Annotated in this window: 23 protein-coding genes and 5 tRNA genes; 21 read left to right on the top strand and 7 right to left on the bottom strand. The window is 54.1% G+C overall.

Going from position 1 to position 24,791, the window contains the following annotated elements; translation table 11 throughout:
• Positions 1-24: 24 nt before the first annotated feature.
• The 4 genes from ACQG22_RS01040 to ACQG22_RS01055 all read right to left on the bottom strand — a co-directional run bounded on the left by ACQG22_RS01040 (position 25) and on the right by ACQG22_RS01055 (position 3,663).
• On the bottom strand, positions 25-963 hold the full coding sequence (locus tag ACQG22_RS01040; RefSeq protein ID WP_102752341.1) for a sugar kinase: 939 nt from the start codon (positions 961-963) through the stop codon (positions 25-27).
• Positions 964-966: 3 nt separating this feature from the next.
• Positions 967-1,716, bottom strand: a complete 750-nt coding sequence (locus ACQG22_RS01045) for a sugar phosphate isomerase/epimerase family protein (RefSeq protein WP_057072699.1) — start codon at positions 1,714-1,716, stop codon at positions 967-969.
• A 104-nt stretch (positions 1,717-1,820) separates the two neighbouring features.
• Positions 1,821-2,837: a LacI family DNA-binding transcriptional regulator gene (locus ACQG22_RS01050; RefSeq protein ID WP_013094979.1), complete on the bottom strand. Its 1,017-nt coding sequence runs from the start codon at positions 2,835-2,837 to the stop codon at positions 1,821-1,823.
• A 163-nt stretch (positions 2,838-3,000) separates the two neighbouring features.
• Complete coding sequence (locus tag ACQG22_RS01055; RefSeq protein ID WP_023620074.1) at positions 3,001-3,663, bottom strand: OmpA family lipoprotein; 663 nt, start codon at positions 3,661-3,663, stop codon at positions 3,001-3,003.
• 164 nt (positions 3,664-3,827) lie between these two features.
• On the opposite strand from ACQG22_RS01055, the gene ACQG22_RS01060 reads away from it, so the two are divergent.
• Entirely contained in the window at positions 3,828-6,149 is a 2,322-nt protein-coding gene (locus ACQG22_RS01060; RefSeq protein WP_102752340.1) for a molybdopterin guanine dinucleotide-containing S/N-oxide reductase, read from the top strand.
• Here the strand turns inward: ACQG22_RS01060 and ACQG22_RS01065 are convergent.
• Positions 6,112-6,558 (bottom strand): N-acetyltransferase, encoded by a 447-nt coding sequence (locus tag ACQG22_RS01065; RefSeq protein WP_102752339.1) that lies wholly within the window; start codon positions 6,556-6,558, stop codon positions 6,112-6,114. The genes ACQG22_RS01060 and ACQG22_RS01065 overlap by 38 nt on opposite strands.
• The gene (gene tag, locus ACQG22_RS01070) at positions 6,536-7,117 is read right to left on the bottom strand and encodes a DNA-3-methyladenine glycosylase I (RefSeq protein WP_058650613.1); all 582 of its coding nucleotides are present in this window, start codon (positions 7,115-7,117) and stop codon (positions 6,536-6,538) included. The genes ACQG22_RS01065 and tag overlap by 23 nt, the downstream gene beginning before the upstream one ends.
• 159 nt (positions 7,118-7,276) lie before the next feature.
• Here tag and ACQG22_RS01075 point away from each other — a divergent pair, with 159 nt between their 5' ends.
• The 9 genes from ACQG22_RS01075 to dppF all read left to right on the top strand — a co-directional run bounded on the left by ACQG22_RS01075 (position 7,277) and on the right by dppF (position 17,842).
• Positions 7,277-7,975 carry an autotransporter domain-containing protein gene (locus ACQG22_RS01075; RefSeq protein ID WP_023620076.1) on the top strand — a complete coding sequence of 233 codons (699 nt, stop codon included), beginning with the start codon at positions 7,277-7,279 and terminating at the stop codon, positions 7,973-7,975.
• Positions 7,976-8,213: 238 nt separating this feature from the next.
• Entirely contained in the window at positions 8,214-9,416 is a 1,203-nt protein-coding gene (locus tag ACQG22_RS01080) for an L-lactate MFS transporter (RefSeq protein WP_029882721.1), read from the top strand.
• A gap of 239 nt (positions 9,417-9,655) precedes the next feature.
• Positions 9,656-11,350, top strand: coding sequence for a kdo(2)-lipid A phosphoethanolamine 7''-transferase (gene eptB, locus ACQG22_RS01085; protein ID WP_058683596.1), 1,695 nt, complete (start codon positions 9,656-9,658; stop codon positions 11,348-11,350).
• A gap of 91 nt (positions 11,351-11,441) precedes the next feature.
• Positions 11,442-11,518: transfer RNA gene (locus ACQG22_RS01090), tRNA-Pro, on the top strand.
• A gap of 620 nt (positions 11,519-12,138) precedes the next feature.
• Positions 12,139-13,746 carry a dipeptide ABC transporter periplasmic-binding protein DppA gene (gene dppA / locus ACQG22_RS01095; protein WP_023620080.1) on the top strand — a complete coding sequence of 536 codons (1,608 nt, stop codon included), beginning with the start codon at positions 12,139-12,141 and terminating at the stop codon, positions 13,744-13,746.
• Between the two features lie 160 nt (positions 13,747-13,906).
• Entirely contained in the window at positions 13,907-14,926 is a 1,020-nt protein-coding gene (gene dppB, locus ACQG22_RS01100; RefSeq protein WP_014830232.1) for a dipeptide ABC transporter permease DppB, read from the top strand.
• A 9-nt stretch (positions 14,927-14,935) separates the two neighbouring features.
• The gene (dppC, locus tag ACQG22_RS01105; protein WP_020684504.1) at positions 14,936-15,838 is read left to right on the top strand and encodes a dipeptide ABC transporter permease DppC; all 903 of its coding nucleotides are present in this window, start codon (positions 14,936-14,938) and stop codon (positions 15,836-15,838) included.
• A gap of 10 nt (positions 15,839-15,848) precedes the next feature.
• Positions 15,849-16,832, top strand: coding sequence for a dipeptide ABC transporter ATP-binding protein (gene dppD / locus ACQG22_RS01110; RefSeq protein ID WP_013094994.1), 984 nt, complete (start codon positions 15,849-15,851; stop codon positions 16,830-16,832).
• Positions 16,829-17,842: a dipeptide ABC transporter ATP-binding subunit DppF gene (gene dppF, locus ACQG22_RS01115; RefSeq protein WP_014830234.1), complete on the top strand. Its 1,014-nt coding sequence runs from the start codon at positions 16,829-16,831 to the stop codon at positions 17,840-17,842. The genes dppD and dppF overlap by 4 nt, the downstream gene beginning before the upstream one ends.
• 43 nt (positions 17,843-17,885) lie before the next feature.
• Here the strand turns inward: dppF and coaA are convergent, their stop codons facing one another.
• Positions 17,886-18,836, bottom strand: a complete 951-nt coding sequence (coaA, locus tag ACQG22_RS01120; protein WP_013094996.1) for a type I pantothenate kinase — start codon at positions 18,834-18,836, stop codon at positions 17,886-17,888.
• Positions 18,837-19,153: 317 nt separating this feature from the next.
• Between coaA and ACQG22_RS01125 the strand changes: the two genes are divergently transcribed.
• The 11 genes from ACQG22_RS01125 (at position 19,154) to rplL (ending at position 24,576) form a co-directional block, all read left to right on the top strand.
• Positions 19,154-19,229, top strand: a tRNA-Thr gene (locus ACQG22_RS01125).
• An 8-nt stretch (positions 19,230-19,237) separates the two neighbouring features.
• A tRNA-Tyr gene (locus ACQG22_RS01130) sits at positions 19,238-19,322 on the top strand.
• A gap of 117 nt (positions 19,323-19,439) precedes the next feature.
• Positions 19,440-19,514 (top strand) — tRNA-Gly (locus ACQG22_RS01135).
• Between the two features lie 6 nt (positions 19,515-19,520).
• A tRNA-Thr gene (locus ACQG22_RS01140) sits at positions 19,521-19,596 on the top strand.
• Between the two features lie 118 nt (positions 19,597-19,714).
• The gene (gene tuf, locus ACQG22_RS01145) at positions 19,715-20,899 is read left to right on the top strand and encodes an elongation factor Tu (protein ID WP_013094997.1); all 1,185 of its coding nucleotides are present in this window, start codon (positions 19,715-19,717) and stop codon (positions 20,897-20,899) included.
• 229 nt (positions 20,900-21,128) lie between these two features.
• Positions 21,129-21,512, top strand: a complete 384-nt coding sequence (gene secE / locus ACQG22_RS01150) for a preprotein translocase subunit SecE (protein WP_013094999.1) — start codon at positions 21,129-21,131, stop codon at positions 21,510-21,512.
• Position 21,513: 1 nt separating this feature from the next.
• The gene (gene nusG, locus ACQG22_RS01155) at positions 21,514-22,059 is read left to right on the top strand and encodes a transcription termination/antitermination protein NusG (RefSeq protein ID WP_003862341.1); all 546 of its coding nucleotides are present in this window, start codon (positions 21,514-21,516) and stop codon (positions 22,057-22,059) included.
• Between the two features lie 155 nt (positions 22,060-22,214).
• Complete coding sequence (gene rplK / locus ACQG22_RS01160) at positions 22,215-22,643, top strand: 50S ribosomal protein L11 (protein WP_008503452.1); 429 nt, start codon at positions 22,215-22,217, stop codon at positions 22,641-22,643.
• A 3-nt stretch (positions 22,644-22,646) separates the two neighbouring features.
• A complete protein-coding gene (gene rplA, locus ACQG22_RS01165) occupies positions 22,647-23,351 on the top strand; it encodes a 50S ribosomal protein L1 (protein WP_013095000.1) in 705 nt (234 codons plus the stop codon).
• 292 nt (positions 23,352-23,643) lie between these two features.
• Complete coding sequence (rplJ, locus tag ACQG22_RS01170) at positions 23,644-24,141, top strand: 50S ribosomal protein L10 (protein WP_013095001.1); 498 nt, start codon at positions 23,644-23,646, stop codon at positions 24,139-24,141.
• A gap of 66 nt (positions 24,142-24,207) precedes the next feature.
• Positions 24,208-24,576, top strand: a complete 369-nt coding sequence (gene rplL, locus ACQG22_RS01175; RefSeq protein ID WP_013095002.1) for a 50S ribosomal protein L7/L12 — start codon at positions 24,208-24,210, stop codon at positions 24,574-24,576.
• Positions 24,577-24,791 lie beyond the last annotated feature (215 nt).

The following is a 24,791-nucleotide window of genomic DNA, read 5'->3' on the forward strand; positions in this document are numbered from 1 at the left end:
GCCCTCTCCCACGGGAAAAGGGATTTATTCGTTAAGCTGCGCGCGCGTCGGCAATCCTTCACTGTCGCCCTGCACCTGAATGGCCAGCGAGCCGATCCAGTTGCCTCGGGCGATGGCCTGCGGCAGCGGTTTGCCTTCCAGCAGGGCGCTAATGACCCCGACAGCAAAGCCATCGCCCGCGCCGACGGTATCGACTACGTTCTCAACCTTCACGGCCGCGACCGCGCCCTGTTCACCATCCGCGGTTTTAAACCATGCGCCATCAGCACCGGTTTTCAGTACCACCGCTTTTACCCCTTTATTCAGGTAAAAATCGGCAATCCCTTCCGGCGTATTTTCACCGGTGAGGATCACGCCTTCTTTCACCCCCGGCAGAACCCAGTCCGCCTGGAATGCCAGACGGTTCAGCTTCTCGACCATCTCCGCCTCGCTTTTCCACAACACCGGGCGCAGGTTAGGATCGAAAGAGATCGTTTTCCCCTGAGCCTTCATGGTGGTCGCGGCATGATCGAGCAGCTCATACGAGCTGGCCGACAACGCGGCTGCCACACCGCTCAGGTGCAGATGGCGTGCACTCGCAAAGTAGCCGGCGTGATAATCTTCCACCGAGAGATGGCTTGCCGCCGACCCTTTGCGGAAGTATTCCACGATGGGATCGGTTCCATTTTCGACTTTAGATTTAAGCTGAAAGCCGGTCGGGAAGCGTCCATCGAGCGTTACGCCTGCGGCATCAATCCCCTCTTTTTTCAGCGAATCAAGAACGAAGTGACCAAAGCTGTCGTCACCCACGCGGCTGACCCAGCCTGTTTTCAGGCCGAGGCGTGCCAGCCCCGTTGCCACATTCAGCTCTGCGCCTGCCACGCGTTTGATAAAGTGCTCAACCGTGCTCAGCTCACCGGTCTCGGTAGCGACAAACATCGCCATGGCTTCACCGATAGTGATCACATCCAGTGTCTTGTGCATGGTTTACTCCTCGCGCAGCAGGTTAACGTAATGCCGGGTGACAGCGGTTAAGTCCGCCCCTTCCAGTGGGAACTCGATCCCGCGTGGTGCATCGGCAGGCAACTGACTGAGCAGGGCCAGCCAGCGCGCATCGGCGCGATCCGGCGCGACGGCGCGGAACTGCGCTTTATGCGGTACGGCGGCTTTCACGTGGATATAGCTGACCGCCGGAGCCAGACGGGTTGCCGCTTCTTCCGGCGAGTCGCCGACCCACAGCCAGTTACCCATGTCGAAGGTCAGCGTGACGGGGAGCGCCATTTCCCGGCAGGCGGCCTGGAAGCGCTGCATCGGCGCAAGCTGGCCGCAGTCGGTCTGGTCGTTTTCCACCACCAGCGCCATGCCGCTCTCATTGAGCAAAGCGCGCAGGGCGGTAAGCGGCCGGGTGCCGTTGAAATGACCCAGGGATACCTTCAGCCACAGCGCGTTGAGCGTGCTGGCTTCGGAAAGGTAGCGGGGAAGGTCGGGGTTGAGGGTACCGTCGGGCATAAACAGGGGGGCGGGTGCGGAATAACACGCCAGCAGGCCCAGCAGCTCAATAGATTCGCCCAGCGCAGGCAGCGCCTGTAGCTCTTCACTGTTGAACAGCTCCCGGCGGATCTCTACGCCGTCGGCACCCGCACCGGCAATTACGGGCAGCATCGCCCGTTGGCCGCCAGCCTGTCGCACCTGATCCGCACCATACGCGGCGGTGACCACCATTATTTTTCTGCCCATTCAGGAACTCCATCAAACGTACATCGATACTATTACGCTAGATGGAACCGGTTCCAAAGAAAAGTTCAGGATGTTGAATTTATGATCGTCATCACAAGGGGAAATTAACGGGCGGTGGAGCCGCGGACAATCAGCTCGCCGGAAAAGACCTGCTCGCGCACGGCATCGCTGATCCCTTCAATGCGACGAACCACTTGTTCAACAGCGGCATAGCCGATTTGCCAGGTCGGCTGTTTGAGCGTGGTGATGCCTACCCCGGCCAGTTCTGCCCACTCCAGTTCATCGAAACCCAGCAGGCCGATATCGCTGCCCCAGTGCAGGCCAATGCGTTTGAGCGAGCGGGCGACCTGAAGCGTCAGCGCCCCATTGGCCGAAATCACAGCTTTGCGCATCCCGCGATGGCGCGTGTGGAACTGACGCAGGGTATTGTCGAGCTGGTCGGCTTCATGAAGCGGAGTTTCGGCGTTTTCGGCGATCACTCCGGGATAACGCTCCAGGGTGGCACGAAATGCATTCAGGCGCTCGCGACGGGTATTCACCATGCCCAGAGGCTCGCTCAGGAACAGAATTGCTTCGAAGCCCTGTTCGATCAGATGCTCGGTTGCAGTCGTGGCCGCCTGGGTATTATCCAGCCCGACGACGTCGCAGGCGAATTCGGGGATTTTACGATCGATGAGCACCATCGGCAGGGAAGACTGTTGCAGCCGGTTTAACCCTTCCTCGCGCATACCCACGGCATTGACCACGATACCTTCCACCTGGTAGCTGCGCAGCAGATCGAGATAATGCAGCTCCTGGTCCACCTCGTTGTTGGTGTTACAGACCAGCGGGGTAAAACCTTTCTCGCGACAGGCGGCTTCGATACCGCTCAGCACGTTTACCGAGTAGGGGTTGGTAATATCGGCGATGATAAGCCCGATAAGGCGGGTACGGCCACGTTTAAGTCCGCGCGCCATGATGCTGGGGCGGTAGTCGAGATCGGCAATGGCCTGCTCAATACGTGCCAGCAGCGCATCGGAAAGCAGGTGTTTCTCGCCGTTGAGATAGCGTGAAATACTGGTTTTACCGGTTCTGGCGGCTTTCGCCACGTCGCTGATGGTGGCCCGTGTTGGTTTGCTCATCACTGAATTCCCTGACTTTAGTGAGAATACCTTAGCGGGAAAATCAACGATGGCAAGTGGTTCATTATGGAAGGTGCTGCTTGATGCCCTCACCCTAACCCTCTCCCACGGGAGAGGGCGCAAACACTTAAAACGGCAACGAATGTTGCCGTTTTGCTTCCACCTACTGCACAGGACTCAACGTAATCTCAACGCGGCGGTTCTGCGCTTTGCCTTCCGCCGTGCTGTTGCTGGCGATAGGGTTTGCCGGGCCCATACCGCTGGTGCGGATACGGTTCGCTTCAACGCCCTGGGTGATCAGCGAGCTGGCCACGGAATCAGCACGCTGCTGAGACAGACGCATGTTCAGCTCCTGGCTGCCGGTGCTGTCGGTGTAGCCAATCACATTCACGGCGGTCTTGTTGTACTCTTTTAGCACCATCGCCACGCCGGTCAGGGTATTCGCACCGGCAGGTTTCAGCGTTGCGCTGCTGCTGTCGAAGGTCACGTTGTTAGGCATATTCAGGATGATGTTGTCACCGCTGCGCGTGACGCTCACGCCTGTGCCTTTCATTTTGTCGCGCAGCTTCGCTTCCTGCACATCCATGTAATAACCCACGCCGCCGCCGAGTGCTGCGCCTGCCGCTGCGCCAATCAGCGCGCCTTTACCGCGGTCTTTTTTGGAGGAGGAGAGCGCACCTACACCCGCCCCGACCAGTGAACCGATACCCGCGCCGATGCCGGATTTACCCGCTTCGCGTTCACCGGTGTATGGGTTTGTTGTGCAGCCAGAAACCGCCAGTGCACCGCTCACCAGAGCGGCAATAACGAGTACGCGTTTTTTCATCTTCTTTCCTTAATCCTTTTTATTCTTTGCCACGACGGACGTGGCAGTTGATTATGACGTCCGGATACGGAGAAAATTCCGGGGATAACTCTGAAATTTGTGACAAACCATAAACGGCCTCAATAACAAGACCGTAAACCTGCACGCAACCAGGAGCGCACGCTTTGAGCACCTCAACAAAAACCATTCTGACCGCCGCCCACTGGGGGCCGATGCTGGTCGAAACCGACGGCGAAAATGTCCTGTCTTCCCGTGGGGCATTGCCAACACAACACCCTAACTCTTTACAGACCGTCGTTCGCGATCAGGTGCACAGCAAAACCCGTGTGCGCTGGCCGATGGTGCGTAAAGGATTTCTGGCTTCGCCGGACAAGCCGCAGGGCATTCGTGGTCAGGATGAGTTTGTGCGTGTGAGCTGGGATGACGCGCTGGCGCTGATCCACGCCCAGCACAAGCGCATCCGCGACAGCTATGGGCCTGCATCCATTTTTGCCGGCTCTTACGGCTGGCGTTCTAACGGCGTACTGCATAAAGCATCGACATTGCTGCAGCGCTACATGAGCCTGGCCGGCGGCTACACGGGCCATCTGGGGGATTACTCCACCGGCGCGGCGCAGGCGATCATGCCGTACGTCGTCGGCGGTAATGAGGTTTATCAGCAGCAGACCAGCTGGCCGCTGGTACTGGAGCATACCGAGGTGGTGGTGCTGTGGAGTGCCAACCCTCTCAACACGCTGAAAATTGCCTGGAATGCTTCCGACGAGCAGGGTATTGGCTATTTTGATGCGCTGCGCAAGAGCGGTAAGCGCATCATCTGTATTGACCCCATGCGCTCTGAAACCCTGGATTTCTTTGGTGACAGTGCCGAATGGCTCGCCCCGCATATGGGTACTGACGTGGCGATGATGCTGGGTATCGCCCACACGCTGGTAGAGAATGGCTGGCACGACGCCGACTTCCTCGCGCGTTGCACATCGGGCTTCGACAAATTCGCCGATTATCTGACGGGTAAAACGGATGGTGTTGCCAAAACGGCAGCGTGGGCAGCCGATATTTGTGGCATTCCTGCTGACAAGCTTCGTGAACTGGCCGCGTTGTTCCATGAAAACACCACGATGTTGATGTCCGGTTGGGGCATGCAGCGCCAGCAGTTTGGCGAGCAAAAACACTGGATGCTGGTGACGCTTGCCGCGATGCTTGGGCAAATTGGTACGCCGGGCGGCGGGTTTGGGCTCTCTTATCACTTTGCCAATGGCGGCAACCCCACCCGTAAAGCCGCCGTGCTGGCCTCCATGCAGGGATCGGTGAAGGGCGGCGTTGATGCCGTGGATAAAATTCCGGTGGCGCGTATTGTTGAAGCCCTGGAAAACCCGGGCGGGTTTTATCAGCATAACGGTCTGGACCGCCATTTCCCGGATATTAAGTTTGTCTGGTGGGCGGGTGGGGCGAATTTCACGCACCATCAGGATACCAATCGTTTGATCCGCGCCTGGCAGAAGCCGGAGCTGGTGGTGATTTCGGAATGCTTCTGGACCGCCTCCGCCAAACATGCCGATATCGTGCTGCCGGCCACGACCTCGTACGAGCGTAACGATCTCACCATGACCGGTGACTACAGCAATCAGCATATGGTGCCGATGAAACGTGTGGTAGCACCGCGGGATGAAGCGCGTGATGATTTTGACGTATTTGCAGAACTGAGCGAACGGTGGGAAGCGGGCGGTCGTGAGCGTTTCACCGAAGGGAAAACCGATCTTGAGTGGCTGGAAACGTTCTATCAGATTGCCGCTCAGCGCGGTGCGGCCCAGGGGGTGACGCTGCCGCCGTTTGCGGAATTCTGGGAAGCGAACGCGATTTTCGAAATGCCGGAGAGCGAGCAGAACGCGCAGTTTGTCCGTTTCGCCGATTTCCGTCGCGACCCGGAGAACCATCCGCTGAAAACCGAGAGCGGAAAGATTGTGATTTACAGTGAGCGCATTGCCCGCTTTGGGTACGCGGATTGTCCTGCGCATCCCACATGGCTTGAACCGGATGAGTGGCACGGCAATGCCCAGCCGGAGCAGCTCCAGGTGTTATCCGCGCACCCCGCGCATCGCCTGCACAGCCAGCTTAACTATTCGTCGCTGCGCGAGCAGTATGCGGTCGCCGGGCGGGAGCCGATCACGCTTCATGCTGAAGATGCGAAAGCGCGCGGGATTGCGGATGGCGATCTGGTGCGCGTCTGGAACCATCGTGGGCAGGTGTTGGCCGGAGCGGTGGTGAGCGACGGAATCAAACCAGGCGTGATCTGCATCCACCAGGGCGCGTGGCCGGACCTGGACGAGAGCGGTATTTGTAAAAACGGTGCCGTTAACGTGCTGACCAAAGATCTCCCCAGCTCGAAGCTGGGGAATGGCTGCGCAGGCAATACGGCGCTGGCATGGGTTGAGAAATATCAGGGACCCGAGCTTACTCTGACGGCGTTTGATCCGCCTGCCAACTCATGATCCACGTCGGGTGTTGGGTGTCATCCTGCCAGGCGCTGTCCTCAATGCGAAAGCCCTGTGCATGGTAGAAATTTACCGCCCGGACATTTTTTTGATATACCTCCAGGCTTAAATGCGGGAAGCGCTGTTGAACGTGGTTCAGCAGCGCGCGTCCGATGCCTTTGCCGATGTACGCCGGTGCGACAAATAGTGCGCCGACAAACTGAGACTGCATCACGCTGATAAACCCGTGAGGTTCGCCATCCTGTTCCCAGACCCAGGTTTCGGCCGACGGCAGATAAACGTCCCGCACCATGGCTTCGTTCTCTTTCCAGTAGCTCGCCTCAATAAACGGATGCGCTTCCGTGGTACTTTCAAGCCATAGGCTCAAAAGCGACGCGGTATTCTCACTTTGCCATTTGCGGATCATGATGGCCTCCCGGATGACAGAAGCAGCCGGTAACATGGTCATTGACCAGGCCACAGGCCTGCATAAAGGCGTAGCAGATGGTGGAGCCGACAAACTTAAAGCCGCGTTTTTTCAGCGCTTTCGAGAGTGCGTCCGAGGCCGGAGTCGAGGCGGGAATTTCCGCGAGCGTGGCGGCCTGCGTAATTTGCGGATCGTTATTCACAAACGTCCAGACAAACTCTGAGAACGGTTCACCGTTTTGTTCCATTGCCAGGTAAGCGCGTGCGTTACCGATAATGGCCTGGATCTTACCGCGATGGCGGATGATGCCTGCATTCTGCACCAGTCGCTCCACGTCGTCGTCGGTCATCGCGGCGACCCGGACGGGATCGAACTGATGAAAGGCATTGCGGTAGTTTTCGCGTTTCTTCAATACCGTAATCCATGACAAACCCGCCTGCTGACCCTCCAGGCAGATCATCTCGAAAAGTTTTTTGCCGTCCGTTTCCGGCACGCCCCATTCCCGATCGTGATAGTCGATATAGAGCTGATCCTGGCTTACCCAACCGCAACGTTGCATCGGTTATCTCCCTTATGACACGGTTATCGCAAAAATTTCATTCCGTCAGGCTTGACGTGTGACCTGTAAAGACAATAGTTAATACAGGGCCATAAACCCTAAAAACCTCTTCCTGAACAATGATAAAAATCGCCGAATTCGGCTCTCTCTGGAGTCGCTTTGATGATAAAAAAAATCAGTGGTCGCCATGCTGTTTCTGGCCTGGTGGGGATTTCAGCCTGTCTGCTTTCTGGTCACTCAGCATTTGCCTGGCAACAGGAATATATCGTTTCAGACCCGCAAAGTAATACGGCGGAACGCTATACATGGGATGCGGATCACCAACCGCGTTATGACGATATCCTGGCGGAGCGCATCCAGTCTTCGCAAAATGCGCCGGGGCTGGCTCTGAATCTGCCCTCTGGCTCGACCTCCGCGGGGGCGATGAGCGTCGGCTGGAATTTTCCGCTGGCGGGTCATGTCACGACCGGCCCGGTGGTGGCATGGCGTTATGACGGCACCACGCCCATGATGATTAATGAGTTTGGTGATAGCGTGACAACCCAGGCGCTGACCGATCCCCTGTGGCATGCCAGCGTGAGTACGCTAGGCTGGCGCGTGGATACGCAATATGGCGAACTTCGTCCCTGGGCGCAGATTAGCTATAACCAGCAGTATGGTGAAAATCAGTGGAAATCCCAGTTCGGGATGCCGCAAACGCCTGCCCCGGCTCAAAATGGCAACTGGATGGATGTCACCGTAGGCACCGATATTCCTTTCACCTCGCACATGGCGGCGTATGCTTCCTTAGCGCAGGGGGAGGACAGCACGACGGGAGAGCAGTTTTTGTACACGCTGGGCGTAAGTGCAAATTTCTAACGTTGTTACTATTTTAAACGTCACGTTAACATCTTGAATACAATACCCGTGGGGGTTGTAGCGATAGCGGACACTAACATTCTGTCGCTTCACTCCCCGGCAAGGTCGTTCATTCCCGATTCCAGGCATTTCATTCCGTTTCTCCTGCATCTCATGCCGTTTTCCCCCAGCTGGATCAGGGTTTTGTTTATCGTTGTCCTCAGCAAATTCCCTTACTTTCTCTTGCAGGACAACTGCCATGAATACATCTTCCTACAATCGTACACGCTGGCTGACGCTCTTTGGCACCATCGTCACCCAGTTTGCGTTGGGCTCGGTCTATACCTGGAGCCTGTTTAACAGTGCCCTTTCCGACAAGCTCGGTGCGCCGATCAGTCAGGTGGCGTTCTCTTTCGGTTTGCTAAGCCTTGGGCTGGCGCTGTCCTCTTCGGTTGCGGGCAAATTGCAGGAGCGGTTCGGCGTGAAACGCGTCACGATGGCCTCGGGGATCCTGCTGGGATTGGGCTTTTTCCTGACGGCGTATTCAAACAACCTGATGATGCTCTGGCTGAGCGCCGGGGTATTGGTTGGTCTGGCGGACGGTGCCGGTTATCTGCTTACTCTGTCAAACTGCGTCAAATGGTTCCCGGAGCGTAAAGGGTTAATCTCCGCGTTTGCCATCGGTTCTTATGGCCTGGGCAGCCTCGGATTTAAATTTATCGACTCTCATCTGCTGGCGTCGGTTGGCCTCGAAAAAACCTTCATGATCTGGGGGGCTATCGTCCTGGTGATGATCCTGTTTGGCGCGACCCTAATGAAAGACGCACCGCAGCAGGAAGTGAAAACCGTTAACGGCGTGGTGGAGAATGACTTCACCCTGGCTCAATCCATGCGTAAACCCCAGTACTGGATGCTGGCGGTGATGTTCCTGACGGCCTGCATGAGTGGCCTGTATGTGATTGGTGTGGCGAAAGATATCGCGCAGGGCATGGTTAAACTGGATGCCATGACGGCGGCAAATGCGGTGACCGTGATCTCTATCGCTAACCTGTCTGGTCGTCTGGTGCTGGGTATCCTGTCCGATAAAATTGCCCGCATCCGCGTGATTACCCTTGGACAGGTGGTTTCACTGGTGGGTATGGCGGCTCTGCTGTTTGCGCCCCTGAATGAAGCGACTTTCTTTGCCGCGATTGCCTGTGTGGCCTTTAACTTCGGCGGCACCATCACGGTGTTCCCGTCACTGGTGAGCGAGTTCTTTGGTCTGAACAACCTGGCGAAAAATTACGGCGTGATTTACTTAGGCTTTGGCATCGGCAGCATTTGCGGCTCGTTAATTGCCTCGCTGTTCGGCGGATTCTATGTCACCTTCTGCGTAATATTCGCCCTGTTGATTATTTCGCTGGCCCTGTCGACGACGATTCGGCAGCCGCAGCGCGAAGTGTTTAATGAAGCACATGCTTAACCTAAATTAAAGAGGCCTTAACGGCCTCTTTAACCTTTATTTGATATGCTTCCAGACTTGTTATTTTGTAAAAATTTGCACCGATCACATTCTCCGCTGCCACTTTTCTCTCCCGCTGTGGTCTACTTACGGCGCTTGTAGACGTTTCTGATAACGCTTTCTTACGCATTTACTTACTCTGTCCGCTTTCTCACTGAGATTCGGCGGGTCTTTATACCCCTTCCCCCAGGGTTGTTTGCATGAAATACATTAGGTCTATTACCCAGCAAAGATTGTGTCTGATGCTGGCTGTCTATATCGGATTATTTCTGAATGGCGCGGTGCTGTTCAGACGAGTGGAAGGTTATTTCGAAGACCTCACCGTAAGAAATGGAATTTTTGCCGCTATTGAAGTGTTCGGCTCAGTCCTCGCGACATTTTTCTTGTTACGCCTGTTATCTCTCTTCGGCCGTCGCACGTGGCAAATTCTGGCCTCGCTGGTGGTGATAATTTCCGCCGCCGCCAGCTATTACATGACCTTTATGAACGTCGTCATTGGCTACGGTATCGTTGCGTCGGTAATGACCACTGACATTGACCTCTCGAAAGAGGTTGTGGGTAAAGGCTTTATCGTCTGGACAATTTTAACCTGTCTGCTCCCACTCTTCTTTATCTGGAGTAATACCTGCCGCTATACGTTGTTACGCCAGTTGCGCACTCGTGGACAGCGGATCCGCACTGTCGCCGTGGTCCTGCTGGCCGGTTTGCTGGTATGGGCGCCTATTCGCCTGATGGAAAAACAGCAAAAACGCATCGAAAAGGCAACGGGTGTCGATATGCCAAGCTATGGCGGAGTTGTGGCCAACTCGTATCTGCCGTCAAACTGGCTTTCAGCGTTAGGTCTCTATGCCTGGGCGCAGGCGGATGAATCCAGCGATGTGAAATCGCTGATGAATCCGACCAAAAAATTCCACTACGAGGCACCCGCTGACGGGCTCGATGATACTTACGTCGTGTTTGTTATTGGTGAAACAACGCGCTGGGATCATATGGGTATTCTGGGCTATGACCGTGATACCACGCCTAAACTGGCACAGGAAAAGAACCTGGTGGCTTACCGCGGCTATTCTTGTGATACCGCCACAAAGCTTTCGCTGCGCTGTATGTTTGTACGTGAAGGCGGTGCGAGTGATAACCCGCAGCGTACCCTTAAAGAGCAGAATGTATTTGCCGTACTGAAGCAGCTTGGCTTCAGCTCAGACTTGTTCGCCATGCAAAGTGAGATGTGGTTCTACACCAACACCCTTGCAGATAACATCGCGTACCGTGAGCAGATTGGCGCCGAGCCGCGTAACCGCGGTAAGACCGTTGATGACATGCTGCTACTCTCAGAAATGGAGCAGTCGCTGAAAAATCATCCGCAGGGTAAGCATCTTATTGTTCTGCACACCAAAGGATCGCACTACAGCTACTATCAGCGTTACACGCGTGATTTCGCAAAATGGCAACCTGAGTGCATCGGTATTAATAAATACTGCAGCAAGCAGGAGCTGATTAATGCCTATGATAACTCGGTGCTGTATGTGGATACGTTCCTCAGCCGGGTAATTGACCAGCTTCGCGATAAGAAAGCGATTGTGATCTATGCGGCTGATCACGGCGAGTCCATCAACGAGCAAGAGCATTTGCACGGTACGCCGCGTAAGCTGGCGCCGCCGGAGCAATTCCGTGTACCGATGATTATGTGGATGTCAGATAAGTACCTGGAGAACCCTGACAAAGCCAAAATGTTTGCTCATCTGAAACAGCAGGCAGAAATTAAGGTACCGCGCCGTCACGTTGAGTTGTACGACACCATCATGGGTTGCCTGGGTTATACCTCTCCGGACGGGGGGATTAACGAAAATAACAACTGGTGCAAACTGCCTGAAAGCAGCCACAAAGCCGCGCAGTAGCTTGCCTGGCGAGTTTATCGCCAGTTGGATGGCTTTTTTAAATTAAGGGATTGACGGGGGCGCACCTCAGCAGTAAGATGCGCTCCGCATTCGGCGAGTAGCGCAGCTTGGTAGCGCAACTGGTTTGGGACCAGTGGGTCGGAGGTTCGAATCCTCTCTCGCCGACCACATTCAAAAAAGGGCTAACCGCAAGGTTAGCCCTTTTTGCATTAACGCTTTATTCGTCCAGATTAGCCAAAACACCTCTTAGTCCTGCTTCTTCCTGCCTGTTCGTGATTTTGTGACATAATCCATTGTATTTTTTTATATATAGATTGATCTTTTTTCGCGTTGCTTATGGATAACCTCAGCATTTTTCGCTGTGCGTTTTAACGTTCGCGGTATTTAGTGCTCAGATAATCACCGTTCTGCAAGAAAATTTACCCATTCTGAATAAAAGTTAATCACTGATTGTTGCGAAATATGAAGATATTTGTGCTGCAACATGACGAGTAGCATAAATTTCCCTGCTGAAAACTGGCGTACATAGTTTTTTTAATCTTTGTTTGCGGTTTCTCACACTCAGCGTAAATCCCCGTCACCTGTATTGACGTTTTCACATTCTGTTGACAGATTGTAGGGCACGAGGGGCATTTCAGGGACGATCTGCGCTGCAACTCCAACGCTCTTCTGAAAGGATTCTCCATCCCTTTAACGCCTTCGGGCATCACCGACCGGACCGGGTAAAAAATAAATAAAGGTCAGGCGGCGTAACACAACAAAGCAAAACATCACATTGGAGCAGAATAATGAGTATTTCCTTGAAGAAGTCAGGGATGCTGAAGCTTGGTCTGAGCCTGGTGGCTATGACCGTGGCAGCAAGCGTACAGGCAAAAACCCTGGTTTACTGTTCTGAAGGCTCGCCGGAAGGCTTTAACCCACAGCTCTTTACCTCTGGTACGACTTACGACGCAAGCTCTGTGCCGATCTATAACCGTCTGGTTGAATTCAAAACCGGCACCACGGAAGTGATTCCTGGCCTGGCGGAGAAGTGGGACGTCAGCGAAGACGGTAAAACCTATACCTTCCACCTGCGCCAGGGCGTGAAGTGGCAGGACAGCAAAGAATTCAAACCAACGCGCGACTTCAACGCCGATGACGTTGTGTTCTCCTTCGATCGTCAGAAAAACGCTCAGAACCCGTACCACAAAGTGTCCGGCGGCAGCTATGAGTACTTCGAAGGGATGGGTCTGCCAGACCTGATCGCTGAAGTGAAAAAAGTGGACGATAAAACCGTTCAGTTCGTGCTGACTCGCCCGGAAGCGCCATTCCTGGCGGACCTGGCCATGGACTTCGCCTCTATCCTCTCTAAAGAGTACGCGGACAACATGCTGAAAGCCGGCACGCCGGAAAAAGTGGACCTGAACCCAATCGGTACCGGTCCGTTCCAGCTGCTGCAGTACCAGAAAGACTCCCGTATTCTGTACAAAGCGTTCCCGGGCTACTGGGGTACCAAACCACAGATCGACCGTCTGGTCTTCTCCATCACGCCTGACGCGTCTGTGCGTTACGCAAAACTGCAGAAAAACGAATGCCAGGTTATGCCATACCCGAACCCGGCTGATATCGCCCGCATGAAGCAGGACAAGAATATCAACCTGATGGAGCAGGCTGGCCTGAACGTGGGCTATCTCTCCTTCAACACCGAGAAGAAACCGTTTGATGACGTGAAAGTGCGTCAGGCGCTGACTTATGCGGTGAACAAAGAAGCGATCATCAAGGCCGTTTACCAGGGCGCCGGCGTTGCGGCTAAAAACCTGATCCCGCCAACCATGTGGGGCTATAACGATGACGTTAAAGACTACACCTACGACCCAGAGAAAGCGAAAGCGCTGCTGAAGGAAGCAGGGCAGGATAAAGGCTTTACCGTTGAACTGTGGGCGATGCCGGTACAGCGTCCGTACAACCCGAACGCACGCCGTATGGCTGAAATGGTTCAGGCTGACTGGGCGAAAATCGGCGTTCAGGCCAAGATTGTCACCTACGAGTGGGGCGAGTATCTGAAGCGCGCCAAAGCGGGTGAGCATCAGGCAGTGATGATGGGCTGGACCGGTGACAACGGGGATCCGGACAACTTCTTCGCCACCCTCTTCAGCTGTGCGGCGGCAAAAGACGGCTCTAACTACTCTCGCTGGTGTTACAAGCCGTTTGAAGACCTGATCCAGCCGGCGCGTGCCACCGACGATCACAACAAACGTATTGAACTCTACAAGCAGGCACAGGTTGTTATGCACGATCAGGCTCCGGCTCTGATTGTTGCTCACTCCACCGTGTACGAGCCAGTGCGCAAAGAAGTGAAAGGTTACGTGGTTGATCCGCTGGGCAAACACCACTTCGAAAACGTATCTGTTGAATAATCAGTAGGGTGTTCTCCCTCTCCCTGTGGGAGAGGGCAGGGGTGAGGGGCTTGCATGCTAGTCCTCACCCTAACCCTCTCCTGCGGGAGAGGGAATTTACATTTGTGAGCAATACAGACGCCACGCCACTGGTCGTGCGTCTTCAGAGAGAATCCGGGTTATGTTGCAGTTCATCCTCCGACGTCTGGGACTTGTCATCCCCACGTTTATCGGTATCACCCTTCTCACTTTTGCCTTTGTCCATATGATCCCCGGCGACCCGGTAATGATTATGGCGGGCGAGCGTGGTATTTCCCCTGAACGTCATGCGCAGTTGCTGGCTGAACTCGGCCTCGATAAGCCGATGTGGCAGCAGTACCTCCACTATATCTGGGGCGTTATGCATGGTGACTTAGGGATTTCACTGAAAAGCCGTCTTCCGGTGTGGGACGAGTTCGTGCCGCGTTTTAAAGCGACACTGGAGCTTGGCATCTGCGCCATGATTTTTGCCACTGCGGTGGGTATCCCTGTCGGGGTGCTGGCTGCCGTTAAACGTGGCTCTATTTTTGACCATACCGCTGTGGGCCTGGCGCTGACCGGCTACTCCATGCCGATCTTCTGGTGGGGCATGATGTTGATTATGCTGGTCTCGGTGCAACTTAACCTGACGCCGGTCTCCGGACGCGTCAGCGATATGGTCTTCCTCGATGATTCCAACCCGTTGACCGGCTTTATGCTGATTGATACGGCGATATGGGGCGAAGAGGGCAACTTTATTGATGCGGTCGCGCATATGATCCTGCCGGCAATGGTGCTTGGCACGATCCCTCTGGCGGTGATCGTGCGTATGACCCGTTCGTCAATGCTGGAAGTGCTGGGCGAGGATTATATTCGTACCGCGCGTGCCAAAGGCCTGACGCGTATGCGAGTCATCATCGTTCATGCGCTGCGTAACGCCATGCTGCCGGTGGTGACCGTTATCGGTCTGCAGGTGGGTACGCTGCTGGCAGGGGCGATCCTGACCGAAACCATCTTCTCCTGGCCGGGCCTTGGCCGCTGGCTGATTGACGCGCTGCAACGCCGTGACTATCCGGTCGTGCAGGGCGGTGTATTGCTGGTCGCGACGATGATTATTCTCGTCAACCTGCTGGTCGATTTGCTGTACGGCGTGGTGAACCCGCGTATTCGTCATAAGAAGTAAGGGGCCATCATGTCACACGTTTCTGAAAATAAAGTGGTTGCTGCACCGGTTCCAATGACGCCGCTGCAGGAATTCTGGCACTACTTCAAGCGCAATAAAGGCGCGGTAGTGGGGCTGGTCTATGTCTCTGTCATGATCCTGATTGCCGTGTTTGCAAACGTGCTTGCACCGTATAACCCGGCCGATCAGTTCCGTGACGCGCTGCTGGCCCCCCCTGCATGGCAGGACGGCGGGAGCCTGGCTCACCTGTTGGGTACCGATGATGTAGGTCGCGACGTGTTGTCGCGTCTGATGTACGGCGCGCGTCTGTCGCTGCTGGTGGGCTGCCTGGTGGTGGTGCTGTCCCTGATCATGGGGATCATCCTCGGCCTGGTTGCGGGTTATTTTGGCGGCATTGTTGATAACATCATCATGCGTATCGTCGACATCATGCTGGCGCTGCCAAGCCTGCTGCTGGCCCTGGTGCTGGTGGCGATATTTGGCCCGTCGATCGGTAATGCCGCGCTTGCGCTGACCTTCGTGGCACTCCCTCACTACGTGCGTTTAACCCGTGCGGCAGTGCTGGTGGAAGTGAACCGCGACTACGTCACCGCGTCCCGTGTGGCCGGTGCCGGTGCGATGCGCCAGATGTTCGTCAATATCTTCCCGAACTGCCTTGCGCCGCTGATTGTTCAGGCGTCGCTCGGCTTCTCTAACGCCATTCTTGATATGGCCGCTCTTGGCTTCCTGGGCATGGGTGCGCAGCCGCCAACACCGGAGTGGGGCACGATGCTCTCCGACGTGTTGCAGTTCGCACAAAGCGCCTGGTGGGTTGTCACCTTCCCGGGTCTGGCAATTCTGCTGACGGTGCTGGCATTTAACCTGATGGGTGATGGTCTGCGCGATGCACTTGATCCCAAACTGAAGCAGTAAGAGGCACGAGATGGCGTTATTAAATGTAGATAAATTATCGGTGCACTTCGGCGATGAAGGCACCCCGTTTCGCGCCGTGGACCGCATCAGCTACAGCGTAAATCAGGGCGAAGTGGTTGGCATTGTTGGGGAATCCGGTTCCGGTAAGTCCGTAAGCTCACTGGCGATTATGGGGCTGATCGATTATCCGGGCCGCGTGATGGCGGAAAACCTGCAGTTCAATGGTCAGGATCTGAAGCGCATTTCCGAGAAACAGCGCCGCCAGCTGGTGGGCGCGGAAGTGGCGATGATCTTCCAGGACCCGATGACCAGCCTGAACCCCTGCTACACCGTGGGCTTCCAGATTATGGAGGCGATCAAGGTCCATCAGGGCGGTAACAAGAAAACCCGTCGTCAGCGGGCGATCGACCTGCTGAACCAGGTGGGGATCCCTGACCCGGCATCGCGCCTTGATGTCTACCCGCATCAGCTTTCTGGCGGGATGAGTCAGCGTGTGATGATCGCGATGGCAATTGCCTGTCGGCCAAAACTGCTGATTGCCGATGAGCCGACCACAGCGCTGGACGTGACCATCCAGGCGCAAATCATCGAGCTGCTGCTGGAACTGCAGCAGAAAGAGAACATGGCGCTGGTGCTGATTACGCACGACCTGGCGCTGGTGGCTGAAGCAGCACACAAAATCATCGTGATGTATGCAGGACAGGTGGTGGAGACCGGAAGTTCGCACGATATCTTCCGCGCACCGCGTCATCCGTATACCCAGGCGCTTTTACGTGCGCTGCCGGAGTTTGCCCAGGATAAAGCGCGTCTGGCGTCGCTGCCGGGTGTGGTACCGGGTAAATATGACCGTCCGCAGGGCTGCCTGCTGAATCCGCGTTGCCCGTATGCGACGGATAAATGCCGTGCAGAAGAGCCAGAGCTGAACCAGCTGGCTGACGGTCGTCAGTCGAAATGCCACTACCCACTCGATGATGCCGGGAGGCCAACACTATGAGTACGCAACAGGCCACCACGCAACAACCGCTGTTGCAGGCTATCGACCTGAAAAAACACTACCCGGTGAAGAAGGGGATTTTTGCCCCTGAGCGCCTGGTGAAAGCGCTGGACGGCGTCTCCTTTACCCTCGAACGCGGTAAAACGCTGGCGGTGGTCGGGGAGTCGGGCTGCGGCAAATCAACCTTAGGCCGTCTGCTGACGATGATAGAAACGCCTACCGGCGGCGAGCTCTATTATCAGGGGCAGGATCTGCTCAAGCACGATCCGCAGGCGCAGAAGCTGCGTCGCCAGAAAATCCAGATTGTGTTCCAGAACCCGTACGGTTCATTGAACCCGCGCAAGAAAGTGGGGCAGATTCTGGAAGAGCCGCTGCTGATTAACAGTAATCTCAGCAAAGAGCAGCGTCGTGAAAAAGCGTTGGCGATGATGGCGAAAGTCGGCCTGAAAACCGAGCATTACGATCGCTACCCGCATATGTTCTCTGGCGGCCAGCGCCAGCGTATCGCCATCGCCCGTGGCCTGATGCTCGATCCGGATGTCGTGATTGCCGATGAACCGGTCTCAGCGCTCGACGTTTCCGTGCGCGCACAGGTGCTGAATCTGATGATGGATCTGCAGCAGGAGCTGGGGCTGTCTTACGTATTTATCTCCCACGACCTGTCGGTGGTAGAGCATATCGCTGATGAAGTAATGGTAATGTATCTGGGGCGCTGCGTGGAGAAGGGGACGAAAGATCAGATCTTTAATAACCCTCGCCACCCGTACACCCAGGCGCTGCTCTCTGCGACACCGCGCCTGAACCCGGACGATCGTCGCGAGCGTATTAAGCTGACCGGTGAACTGCCAAGTCCGCTGAATCCACCTCCGGGATGTGCGTTCAACGCCCGTTGCAGTCGCCGCTTCGGCCCTTGCACCCAGCTACAGCCGCAGTTGAAAGATTATCGCGGTCAGCTGGTGGCCTGCTTTGCGGTCGATCAGGATGAAAACGGCGAAAAGCCGCAGGCGTAAACAAAAAAACCGGCGTTGAGCCGGTTTTTTTATGTCTGCTAACCTATTTCCGCAAACGAATCTGGTCGACAGCGTGTTTCTCGCTCTTGGTGAGGATCAGGCTCGCCCGCTCGCGGGTAGGGAGAATGTTCTCTTTCAGGTTTACGTAGTTGATCTCGTTCCACAGGCCTGTCGCCACCTTCACCGCCTCTTCTTCAGAAAGCTGGGCGTAGTGATGGAAATAGGAGTCCGGGTCGGTGAACGCCCCTTCGCGGAACTTCAGGAAGCGGTTGATATACCAGCTTTGCAGCAAATCTTCCGGTGCATCGACATAAATAGAGAAATCGACGAAGTCAGAGACAAACACGTGATGCGGATCGTGAGGATAATCCATCCCACTTTGCAGCACATTTAACCCTTCCAGAATCAGAATGTCTGGCTGCACCACCGTTTTGTCTCCGCCCGGAATGCGATCGTAGATCAGGTGCGAATAGACCGGCGCCGTGACGTTAGGCACGCCGGATTTCAGGTCAGAGACAAATTTCACCAGACGGTGCATGTCATAAGAGAGCGGGAAGCCCTTCTTCTTCATCAGCCCGCGTTCTTTTAACACCTCATTGGGGTGCAGAAAGCCGTCGGTGGTGATCAACTCCACGCTGCGGTGTTCTGGCCAGCGGCTCAGGAGAGCCTGCAAGACACGCGCGGTTGTGCTTTTACCTACCGCCACGCTGCCAGCAATACTGATGATATAAGGAATGCGTTGACCATTGGTTCCAAGGAACTGCTCCAGCACCGCCTGACGGCGCAGGTTGGAACTGATATAGAAGTTAAGCAAGCGTGAGAGGGGGAGATAAATTTCTGCCACTTCTTCCAGGGACAGATCTTCGTTTATCCCTTTTAACCGTGCGATTTCACCTTCCGTCAGCGTCATAGGGACGGAATCACGCAGGGCAGCCCACTGGCTGCGGTTAAAGTGAAGATAAGGCGTCATTAACGTTTGCTCTTTTTTGCTCATAAGCATGCTTCAGTGAGCCAGCATCACACTGCCGGATCATGGCTCATCACACAGTTAATTTTGGACAATGGGCAGGAGGTTAACACCAGATGACAGGAATAATAAGAAAAAAGATGGAAAGCGCTGCGTTACGCGGAAGCCGTCACGCTACGGTGTATGCGATGCAATTCGCTCATATATGTTGAATATTTGACCGCGAATGACTACTTTTACAGCGCTTGATGCGTGGTTAGCATAAAATGTGAGCGAAAGAACGTTTTATGCAAATTTTTAGTTGCATGACCGCGCAGGTATCCATAGAATGCGCGCTACTTGATGCCGACTTAGCTCAGTAGGTAGAGCAACTGACTTGTAATCAGTAGGTCACCAGTTCGATTCCGGTAGTCGGCACCATCAAGTCCGGTGGGGTTCCCGAGCGGCCAAAGGGAGCAGACTGTAAATCTGCCGTCACAGACTTCGAAGGTTCGAATCCTTCCCCCACCACCACTTTCTGGCAGCGTAAATGCCGCCGGAGCTGGTTTAAAAGCTGAATCAGCTCGAACTTAAAAAGAGAGAAATCTCTTTTTTTGTTACAGAAAGAACTGGGTAGCCGAGTTTCAGGATGCGGGCATCGTATAATGGCTATTACCTCAGCCTTCCAAGCTGATGATGCGGGTTCGATTCCCGCTGCCCGCTCCAATACGTGCTGATATGGCTCAGTTGGTAGAGCGCACCCTTGGTAAGGGTGAGGTCCCCAGTTCGACTCTGGGTATCAGCACCACTTCACTTCTCCTTCCCGTTTCTCTCTGTTTCAATTTTACTTGATTCAACAGTTCAGGCATTTCGCCTGGTTGATGTGGTGATATCACCGATTTATCCGTGTCTTAGAGGGACAATCGATGTCTAAAGAAAAGTTTGAACGTACAAAACCGCACGTTAACGTCGGTACTATCGGCCACGTTGACCATGGTAAAACAACGCTGACCGCTGCAATCACTACCGTTCTGGCAAAAACCTACGGTGGTTCTGCTCGTGCATTCGACCAGATCGATAACGCACCAGAAGAAAAAGCTCGTGGTATCACCATCAACACCTCTCACGTTGAGTATGACACCCCGACTCGCCACTACGCACACGTAGACTGCCCAGGCCACGCCGACTATGTTAAAAACATGATCACCGGTGCTGCGCAGATGGACGGCGCGATCCTGGTAGTAGCTGCGACTGACGGCCCAATGCCTCAGACTCGTGAGCACATCCTGCTGGGTCGTCAGGTAGGCGTTCCTTACATCATCGTGTTCCTGAACAAATGCGACATGGTTGATGACGAAGAGCTGCTGGAACTGGTAGAGATGGAAGTTCGTGAACTGCTGTCTCAGTACGATTTCCCAGGCGACGATACCCCAATCGTTCGTGGTTCTGCTCTGAAAGCGCTGGAAGGCGACGCAGAGTGGGAAGCGAAAATCATCGAACTGGCTGGCTACCTGGATTCTTACATTCCAGAACCAGAGCGTGCGATTGACAAGCCATTCCTGCTGCCAATCGAAGACGTATTCTCCATCTCCGGTCGTGGTACCGTTGTTACCGGTCGTGTAGAGCGCGGTATCATCAAAGTGGGTGAAGAAGTTGAAATCGTTGGTATCAAAGAGACTGCGAAGTCTACCTGTACTGGCGTTGAAATGTTCCGCAAACTGCTGGACGAAGGCCGTGCTGGTGAGAACGTTGGTGTTCTGCTGCGTGGTATCAAACGTGAAGAAATCGAACGTGGTCAGGTTCTGGCGAAGCCAGGCTCAATCAAGCCACACACCAAGTTCGAATCTGAAGTGTACATCCTGTCCAAAGACGAAGGCGGCCGTCATACTCCGTTCTTCAAAGGCTACCGTCCACAGTTCTACTTCCGTACAACTGACGTGACCGGTACCATCGAACTGCCAGAAGGCGTAGAGATGGTAATGCCAGGCGACAACATCAAGATGGTTGTGACTCTGATCCACCCAATCGCGATGGACGACGGTCTGCGTTTCGCAATCCGTGAAGGTGGCCGTACCGTTGGCGCGGGCGTGGTTGCTAAAGTTCTCGGCTAATTGCTGATAACATTTGACGCAATGCGCAATAAAAGGGCATCATTTGATGCCCTTTTTGCACGCTTTCACGCCAGAACCTGGCTCATCAGTGATTATTTTTGTCATAATCATTGCTGAGACAGGCTCTGCAGAGAGCGTATAATTCGAAAAGCGAATTAGCATTTCGATTTGGTTTGCCTCGCGATCGCGGGGTGAAAATGTTTGTAGAATACTTCTGACAGGTTGGTTTATGAGTGCGAATACCGAAGCTCAAGGGAGCGGGCGCGGCCTGGAAGCGATGAAATGGGTAGTGGTAGCCGTTCTGCTGATCGTAGCGATCGTCGGCAACTATCTTTATCGTGACATTATGCTGCCGCTACGCGCGCTTGCAGTGGTAATTCTGATTGCTGCAGCGGGTGGTGTCGCGCTGTTGACGACAAAAGGCAAAGCGACTGTCGCTTTTGCCCGCGAAGCGCGTACCGAAGTCCGTAAGGTAATTTGGCCGACTCGCCAGGAAACATTGCACACCACGCTGATCGTAGCGGCGGTAACCGCTGTAATGTCACTGATCCTGTGGGGACTGGATGGTATTCTGGTTCGCCTGGTATCCTTTATCACTGGCCTGAGGTTCTGAGATGTCTGAAGCCCCTAAAAAGCGCTGGTACGTCGTTCAGGCGTTTTCCGGTTTTGAAGGCCGCGTAGCAACGTCGCTGCGCGAGCATATCAAATTACACAACATGGAAGAGTTATTTGGCGAAGTTATGGTTCCGACCGAAGAAGTGGTCGAGATCCGTGGCGGCCAACGCCGCAAAAGCGAGCGTAAATTCTTCCCGGGTTACGTGCTGGTTCAGATGGTTATGAACGACGCGAGCTGGCACCTTGTGCGCAGCGTACCGCGCGTGATGGGCTTTATCGGCGGCACGTCTGACCGTCCGGCGCCAATCAGCGACAAAGAAGTTGATGCGATTATGAACCGCCTGCAGCAGGTGGGTGATAAGCCGCGTCCGAAAACGCTGTTTGAACCGGGTGAAATGGTTCGTGTTAATGACGGTCCGTTTGCTGACTTTAATGGCGTGGTCGAAGAAGTGGATTACGAGAAATCCCGCCTGAAAGTTTCTGTTTCTATCTTCGGTCGTGCGACCCCGGTAGAACTGGACTTTGCCCAGGTAGAAAAAGCCTAAGCAGCGATCAAAAAAGCGGCGATTTAATCGTTGCACAGGGCGCGAGATTGGAATACAATTTCGCGCCTTTTGTTTTTATGGGCCACGGCCTGTAAAACGATTTTATTCACGGGGAGCCTCGCTGAGGCGCTATCACCCAATCAGAGGATTTTAGAATGGCTAAGAAAGTACAAGCCTACGTCAAGCTGCAGGTTGCAGCTGGTATGGCGAACCCAAGTCCACCAGTTGGTCCAGCTCTGGGTCAGCAGGGTGTGAACATCATGGAATTCTGTAAAGCGTTTAACGCCAAAACTGAATCCCTGGAAAAAGGTCTGCCAATCCCAGTTGTAATCACTGTTTACGCTGACCGTTCTTTCACTTTCGTTACCAAAACCCCTCCTGCAGCAGTTCTGCTGAAGAAAGCGGCTGGTATCAAGTCTGGTTCCGGTAAACCGAACAAAGACAAAGTGGGTAAAATTTCCCGCGCTCAGCTGCAGGAAATCGCGCAGACCAAAGCTGCCGACATGACTGGTGCCGACATTGAAGCGATGACTCGCTCTATCGAAGGTACTGCACGTTCCATGGGCCTGGTAGTGGAGGACTAAGAAATGGCTAAACTGACCAAGCGCATGTCCGTGATCCGTGACAAAGTTGATGCGACCAAACAGTACGACATCAACGAAGCTATCGCTCTGCTGAAAGAACTGGCTACCGCTAAGTTCGTTGAAAGCGTTGACGTTGCTGTTAACCTGGGCATCGATGCTCGTAAATCTGATCAGAACGTTCGTGGTGCAACTGTACTGCCACACGGTACTGGCCGTTCCGTTCGCGTAGCTGTATTTACTCAGGGTGCAAACGCAGAAGCTGCTAAAGCTGCTGGCGCTGAACTGGTAGGTATGGAAGATCTGGCTGACCAGATCAAAAAAGGCGAAATGAACTTTGACGTTGTTATCGCATCACCAGATGCAATGCGCGTTGTTGGCCAGCTGGGCCAGGTTCTGGGTCCACGCGGCCTGATGCCAAACCCGAAAGTGGGTACTGTAACCCCTAACGTTGCTGAAGCGGTTAAGAACGCTAAAGCAGGTCAGGTTCGTTATCGTAACGACAAAAACGGCATCATCCACACCACCATCGGTAAAGTGGACTTCGACGCTGACAAACTGAAAGAAAACCTGGAAGCTCTGCTGGTTGCGCTGAAAAAAGCAAAACCAACTCAGGCGAAAGGCGTGTACATCAAGAAAGTTAGCATCTCCACCACCATGGGTGCAGGTGTTGCAGTTGACCAGGCTGGCCTGAGCGCTGCTGCAAACTAATGCCTTTACGTGGGCGGTGATTTTGTCTACAATCTTACCCCCACGTTTGCTAACGAAAGTTAGCGGCTAAAAGAATTGTTCGTTGGAGCCTGGCCTAATCCAGGCCTCCGTCGAAGACCGCAGGTGTTTCGCAAGAGACTTAATCCCCTGCGTAGACGGTGACAGAACGCTAAGATTATTTTTGGATATTCTGGCTTGTTTCTGCTCACCGTATTAAGACGCTCTTTCCGTTGGGAAGAGTGAAGTGAGTTCCGGAACATGAGTTCCGGCAAACATCCAGGAGCAAAAGCTAATGGCTTTAAATCTTCAAGACAAACAAGCGATTGTTGCTGAAGTCAGCGAAGTAGCCAAAGGCGCGCTGTCTGCAGTAGTTGCGGATTCCCGTGGCGTAACTGTAGATAAAATGACTGAACTGCGTAAAGCAGGTCGTGAAGCTGGCGTTTACATGCGTGTTGTTCGTAACACCCTGCTGCGCCGTGCTGTTGAAGGTACCTCTTTTGAGTGCCTGAAAGACACGTTTGTTGGTCCGACCCTGATTGCATACTCTATGGAACACCCGGGCGCTGCTGCTCGTCTGTTCAAAGAGTTCGCGAAAGCGAATGCAAAATTTGAGGTCAAAGCCGCTGCCTTTGAAGGTGAGCTGATCCCGGCGTCTCAGATCGACCGCCTGGCAACTCTGCCGACCTACGAAGAAGCAATTGCACGCCTGATGGCAACCATGAAAGAAGCTTCGGCTGGCAAACTGGTTCGTACTCTGGCTGCTGTACGCGATGCGAAAGAAGCTGCTTAATCGCAGTTATCTTTATAAAGCATCTGCTTACGTATAAACTTATTCTGATATTCAGGAACAATTTAAATGTCTATCACTAAAGATCAAATCATTGAAGCAGTATCCGCTATGTCCGTAATGGACGTTGTTGAGCTGATCTCTGCAATGGAAGAAAAATTCGGTGTTTCTGCTGCTGCTGCTGTAGCTGTTGCTGCTGGCCCAGCTGCTGACGCTGCTGAAGAGAAAACTGAATTCGACGTAATTCTGAAAGCTGCTGGCGCGAACAAAGTTGCAGTAATCAAAGCTGTTCGTGGCGCTACCGGTCTGGGTCTGAAAGAAGCTAAAGACCTGGTAGAATCTGCTCCAGCTGCGCTGAAAGAAGGCGTGAGCAAAGACGACGCAGAAGCACTGAAAAAATCTCTGGAAGAAGCTGGCGCTGAAGTTGAAGTTAAATAAGCCAACTTTTCTGGTTGCAGCCTAAGTAATTAGGCTGATGGCTGGTGACTTTTTAGTCACCAGCCTTTTTGCGCTGTAAGGCCTCGGTAGCATTTCACACTGTTTGACTATCGATGTGTCTTTCAATGCTTGTTTCTATCGACGACTTAATATACTGCGACAGGGTGCTCGCTCTGTGTAAATCGCAATGAAATGGTTTAAGCGTGATAGCAACA

It is taken from the genome of Enterobacter cloacae complex sp. 309I3, assembly GCF_050031595.1.
GTDB classification, from domain to species: Bacteria; Pseudomonadota; Gammaproteobacteria; order Enterobacterales; family Enterobacteriaceae; genus Enterobacter; species Enterobacter cloacae.